This is a genomic window from Archangium sp., assembly GCF_036388035.1.
Lineage (GTDB): Bacteria > Myxococcota > Myxococcia > Myxococcales > Myxococcaceae > Archangium.
In genome coordinates, this window is the sequence record NZ_DASVSO010000891.1 from 1 (window position 1) to 6222 (window position 6222).

Sequence of the window (6222 nt, forward strand, 5' to 3'; positions counted from 1 at the left end):
TCGTAGTGCCGATAACCGAGCTGATCGAGCGCGCTCGCGGGCGCCAGGCCGATGTCCACCAGCGTCTTGATGTCGTACGTGCCCGCGAGCACCGGCGGCGCGTAGTTCCGGGCCACCTCCACGGTGCGGAACTTCGGCAGCGGGAAGAGCACGGTGCTCGTGTGCACGTGCATGAAGTGCGCGGCCGACTGACGCTGCCAGCCCGACACGCCCGGCGCGGTGATGACGTGCGGCGTCGCGAGGAACGTGCCGCCCGTGAGGATCTCCAGCTGCTGGCCCACCTGCGCCACGATGCACCCCGCGGGCGCCGTGCCCCGCACCAGCTGCCCGTTGGGCTCGGCGGGCGTGGCGCGCGTGCGCAGGTAGAGCCCGCTCTTGTCATCGGGCTTCGGGGCCGGCCGGCCCGCCGGATCCAGGAACCGGCCTCCGGGCAGGAGCGTGAGCAGGTTGAAGTCCGTGTGCTCCTCGCCCCAGACGATGTTCGTGTTCACCTGGGCGGGGGTGAGCGGCAGGTACTGGAGCGCGCGCGTGACGTGCGGGCCCTTGTCACACAGGTCCGAGAAGGTCGTCTCCGGCAGCCCGAGCGCCGACGCCGCGCCGCGCAGCAGCTTCAGCCCGGCCTCATGGAGCGAACGCCCCAGCCCGAGGAACCCCTCCTGGAAGTACGGCGGCGCGTCCGAGGGCCACACGTTGTCGGGGTAGATCTGCGGGAACTCGATCGCCGCGGACTCGTCCGTCGGGTACGGAGCGATGAAGTAGCACTCCTTGAAGTCCGGCTGGCCGTTGCCCGCGACGGCGACCTCGGTGTTCGGCGGAGTCCAGCCGCGCTGGTACCAGATGTCCGCGCGCCCGTAGGGCCGCTTCGCCGCCTCGGGCTGGGCGATGAACGCGCCAAACGCGTCGTAGAAGCGCTCGAGCGCCTGGATATCGACCCCGTGGTTCTTGATGTACACGAGGCCGTAGGTGCCGAACGCTTCGCGGATCGCCGCCGCGCCACGCTCGAAACGGGCCGGGTCAGTGGACGCGAGATCGGCGAGGTCGAGGGTCGGGATGTTCATCGAGGAATCTGCCATGGCGACCCCAGGTGTACCGTGCCTCGCGTCGGATTTGGAGGGGCCTTCTCCAATTAGGAGCGAACAGGCGAGCAGGCAGCCGGACGAGGCTACGGCTGGACGCCCTCGGCCCCCTGCCCCGCCCCCTTGGCGAAACGACGGAAGAAGCTGCTCTCATTCCAGCGCGGGCGCTCGGGCGCGTCCGTCACGGCGCGGGTGAGGTCCGCGAGCATCCGGACGAACTTCGCCGCGCCCTCCTTGCTCACCGGCTGCGAGAGGTCGTCCGACGGCGCGTGGTAGTGCTCGCGGTACCACCGCAGCTGGAGGCGCTCCTCCTTCGAGCCCGGCTCGGAGCCGAACTTGAAGGCCAGCGCCGGCACGCCCTCGCGGATGAAGGCGTACTGGTCGCTGCGCACGAAGCCCATCCGGTGGGGCCTCGGGTCCGCTTGCACCTTCACCCCGTGGGCCGCGGCCACCTGCCTCAGCGGCTCGGCGAGGGTGGACTCCTCCAAGCCGTAGGCCACCACGTGGGTGAAGGCCGTGAGGGGCAGGAACATGTCCAGGTTGAGGTCCGCCACCAGGCTGCTCGCTGGCACGGTGGGACGGGCCGCGAAGTACTTCGCGCCCAGCAGGCCCTTCTCCTCGCCCGCCACCAGGGCGAAGAGCACCGAGCGCTTCGGCTTCGTCTCCGAGGCCTGGAGCGCCCGCGCCACCTCGAGCACCGCCGCCACGCCCGAGGCGTTGTCCATGGCCCCGTTGTAGATGCGGTCCCCCTTCACCGGCTCCCCCACCCCCACGTGGTCCAGGTGCGCGGAGATCACCACGTACTCCCGCGCGAGCATCGGGTCGCTCCCAGGCAGCACCCCCACCACGTTGGCGGCCTTCACCGGCGCGGTCTCGAAGGCCAGCTCGGCCTTCAGTCGCGCGGGCAGCTCGAACTTCGGCAGCGGCTTGTCCGCGTTCGCCAGCGCGACCAGGGCCTCGTACGTGTGCGGGGCGCCCACGAAGAGCTTCTGGGCGTGCGCCATGTTGACGGTGACGGTCACCTTCAGCCCCTGGTCCTCGTTGAGCGACGCATCGGCGAACATCATCGAGGGCTGCTTGCGCGCTCCCGCGGTGCGCTCCCACGGCACTTCCACCAGCTTGGGATTCTGCACGGTGACGAGGCCCACCGCCCCCGCCTGCTTCAGCACCTTTACCCGCTCGGCCGTGGAGCCGTGGTGGGCGCGCAGCGCACCCGGAATCTTCTCGGGGCCACCCTGGAGGATGACGGCGATCTTCCCCTTCAGGTCCACGCCAGCGAGGTCATCGTGCCCCGCCTCGGGGATGGAGAGACCGTAGCCCACGAACACCATGGGCGCGTCGACCGGGCCCGGCTCCCCCACGCGCGAGGAGAGGAGGGCGTCCTGGCCCAACGTCAGCGGCACCTCCTTGCCTCCCCGCACCAGCGCGAGGCGCGAGCGCTCCTCCACCAGCCGGCGTGATTGCAGCTCCACCTCCTGGAGGTAGCTCTCGCCGGCCCCTGGCTTCACCCCAGCGGCCGCGAGCTGCTCGGCGACGTAGGCGGCGGCCTCGCGGTAGCCCTTGCTGCCCGTCTCGCGCCCTTGCAGCGCGTCACGGGCGAGGAACTCCACGTGCTTCCACCAGCGAGCTCCGTCCGAGGGCGGTGCATCGGCGCGGGCGGCGGGCGCGACGAGGAGGGCGAGCGCGGCGAGAAGGGAGGCGCGGGGAAGACACAGCATGGAGGGTTCGCTTTCTGGACGGTAAAGGCGCGGCCCCAACACCTGGGGGCGCGGATCATTTCCCCGTTTCTTCAAAGTTTCACACTGCCCCCCGGGCCCGGCTTGCTACATCGCGCCCCCGTCACCAAGAGAACGCAAATGGCCAAGCGCACGACCTCCACCTCCGGACGGAGCAGCACCCAGAAGCCCGTCGAGCGGGACATCATCCCCCCGGGGACGGAGGTGACGGATGGCAACCTCTTCTTCAACCGGGAGCTGTCCTGGCTCGCCTTCAACAACCGGGTGCTCCAGCTCGCCGAGGACGCGTCGGTGCCGCTGATGGAGCGCCTGAAATTCTGCGCCATCTACGCCCGCAACCTCGATGAGTTCTTCATGATCCGCGTGGCCCGGCTGCACGAGCAGGTGCGCAACCGCGTGGCCCGGCTGGTGCCGGATGGCACCACCCCGGGCGAGACGCTCGACAAGCTGCACACGCGCATCCTCGAGCAGGCCCGGCGCCACAACGACTGCGTCGAGCGCCAGCTCCGCCCCGCGCTCTCGGAGAAGGGCCTGCGCATCCTCCGCATGAAGGAGCTCGACGCGGAGTCGCGCGCCCAGGTGGACCAGCGCTTCCGCGAGCAGATCTTCCCCGTGCTCACCCCGCTGGCCATCGGCCTGGGCCGGCACTTCCCGTACATCTCCAACCTCTCGCTCAGCCTCGCGGTGCTGCTGCGCGACCCCGTCGCCGAGGAGGAGACCGTGGCGCGGGTGAAAGTCCCCAAGGAGGCGCTGCCGCGCTTCGTCCCCCTCAAGGGCAGCACGGCCTTCGTCCCGCTCGAGGAGATCATCGCCCACCACCTGGGCGCCCTGTTCCCCGGCATGGAGGTGCTCGACTACGGCCTGTTCCGCGTCACCCGCGACGCGGACTTCACCGTCTCCGAGGACGCCGAGGATCTGCTGGTGGCCGTGCAGACCGAGCTGCGCCAGCGCCGCTTCGGAGACGTCATCCGCCTGGAGCTGCAGGCGGGGATGAGCCCCAAGCTGCGCGAGCCGCTGGTGGAGGCGCTCGGGGTGGAGCCGCTGCAGATCTACGAGGAGCACGGCCTGTTGGACCTCGCGGACCTCATGACCCTGGTCTTCACCCCGGGCTTCGCCGAGCTGAGGGATCCACCGTGGGTGCCCATCACCCAGCCCCGGCTGCGGGCCGAGGGCGAAGCGGACGGCATCACGGTGATGTCGGCCATGCGCCGGGGCGCGCTGCTCGTCCACCACCCCTACGAGTCCTTCTCCAGCTCGGTGGAGCGCTTCGTCAACGAGGCGGTGGAGGATCCAGACGTGCTCGCCATCAAGCAGACCGTCTACCGCACCTCGGACAAGTCCCCGCTGGTGCCCGCCCTCATCCGCGCCACCGAGAGCGGCAAGCAGGCCGTGTGCATGGTGGAGCTCAAGGCCCGCTTCGACGAGCGCACCAACATCCAGTGGGCGCTCGCGCTGGAGGAGGCGGGCGTCCACGTCGTCTACGGCATCCCCGGCCTCAAGACGCACGCCAAGGCCATCCTCATCGTCCGCCGCGAGGGCGAGCGGGTGCGCCACTACGTCCACATCGGCACCGGCAACTACAACCCGAAGACGGCCCGGCTCTACACGGACCTCGGGCTGTTCACCACGGATCCGGACATTGGCGCGGACGTGGCGGACCTCTTCAACTTCCTCACCGGCTTCGCCCGCCCCAAGTCCTTCCGCAAGCTGCTGGTGGCCCCCATCAACATGCGCGAGGGCCTGCTCCAGGAGATCCGCCGCACCGCCGCCGCGCACTCGGCCGAACACCCCGCCCGCATCCAGATGAAGATGAACGCGCTGGTGGACCCGGCGATGATCCGCGCCCTCTACGACGCCTCGCGCGCCGGGGTGAAGGTGGAGCTCAACATCCGCGGCATCTGCTGCCTGCGCCCCGGGGTGGCCGGCGTCTCGGAGAACATCCGCGTCGTCTCCACGCTCGGCCGCTTCCTGGAGCACTCCCGCATCTACCTCTTCGAGCGGGGGGGGGAGACGCGCTGCTACATCGGCTCGGCGGATCTCATGCCGCGCAACCTGGACCACCGCGTGGAGGCCCTGGTGCCGGTGGAGGAGCCCCCGCTCATCGCCCAGGTGAGGGATCTGCTCGACCGGGGCCTCGCCGACAACACGCACGCCTGGCAGCTCGAGCCGGACGGGACGTGGCTGCGGCGCGCCCCCGAGGGGGAGAAGCGCTGGGCCCAGGGCGAGCTGATGGAGCGCTCGCTGCGCATGGCGCAGGCCTCCTCGGGCCGGCCAGTCCCCTGAGCCAGCGGCCCGGCTCGGGGCGAGGACAGCGGCGGTGGAGAGAGGTGCCCGGGGGTGGTCCTCCCACCCGGGTAGTGCGTCCTCTCCGGGAAGTCCTGTCTTTGTTGCACCTGCAACCATGCGCCCGGGGGCGTTCCGGCCCTCGCCGCTTGCTCCTCCCGCCCGTCCCCCCACAGGCGACCGATTGTCTTGCCGGGCCAACAATCGGATGATGCGGCACCCGTCAACCCGCGTGGCCCATGGCAAACGAACAGGAAACCCCCCTCCCCTCGACGTCGGATGAGAGCGCGCTCGCCGCGCTGGCGCCCAAGAAGTTGGAGCAACCCGCGACCTGGCCCGGCAACGTGCCCTCGCAGGAGCAGGCCCTGGAGATCCTCCGTGGCCGGCTGACGCTGGCGGTGTCGCTCCCGGGGGCCCGCAAGCTCCAGGAGAAGCTCACCCAGCCCGAGCGCGAGGCACTCCAGGCGGACGGAGTGGCCGATGTCCTGCGCGACGCGCTCCTGGCGCGCTGGCGTCTGGCGGCGGCCACGGATCTGCTCCTGACGGCCGAGGGCCGCGTGGACCAGGCGGCGCTCGACGCGCTGCTGGCCGAGACGGATCGGGTGCTGGAGGCCGCGCGCACCAGCAACGGCGCCACGCCGGAGCTGGCGCTCGCCATCGACCGCACCGCGGAGACCCTGACCACGGAGGCCATCGAGTTCGCCAGCAATGTGAAGGCGGCCTCGAACCAGCCGGTGGACCGCCACGCCCCGGTGCAGAAGAAGGCGGCCGCCCCCGCCGCGGGCAAGGTGACGTTCCAGGCGGAAGAGCCCCAGCCGCCGCAGAGCAAGAAGCGCTCCCAGCGGATGCAGTACATCGCCCTGGCCGTGGTGCTGCTCGGTGCCAGCGCGTACCACGTCTCCAACCTGCTGAAGTCGGACCAGAAGCCCGGCTACCCGGGCGCCCCGCCCTACACCCAGGTCGTCGTCAACCCGAGCTCCGGCTCCCTGGTGGTGCAGTCCACGCGCGCCGGTCCGCTCACCCCGGAGCAGCAGGCGTGGCTCAAGAGCCTCGAGGCCAAGGGCATGCGGGTGCAGCAGCGCGGCACGGGCTCCTACCTCGTCGTCCCCGCGCCGACGGCCCCGGTC

Annotated in this window: 4 protein-coding genes; 2 read left to right on the forward strand and 2 right to left on the reverse strand. The window is 70.7% G+C overall.

Annotated elements, in window-relative coordinates:
- Positions 1-1058, reverse strand: a 1058-nt coding sequence (locus VF697_RS36475; protein WP_331102420.1) for an isopenicillin N synthase family dioxygenase, incomplete at its 3' end; no start/stop codon positions are given.
- A gap of 104 nt (positions 1059-1162) precedes the next feature.
- Positions 1163-2794, reverse strand: a complete 1632-nt coding sequence (locus VF697_RS36480; protein WP_331102421.1) for a M28 family metallopeptidase — start codon at positions 2792-2794, stop codon at positions 1163-1165.
- Between the two features lie 138 nt (positions 2795-2932).
- On the opposite strand from VF697_RS36480, the gene ppk1 reads away from it, so the two are divergent.
- Entirely contained in the window at positions 2933-5095 is a 2163-nt protein-coding gene (ppk1, locus tag VF697_RS36485) for a polyphosphate kinase 1 (protein WP_331102422.1), read from the forward strand.
- 239 nt (positions 5096-5334) lie between these two features.
- Positions 5335-6222 (forward strand): hypothetical protein (locus VF697_RS36490; protein WP_331102423.1); only part of this gene is annotated, 888 nt, incomplete at its 3' end.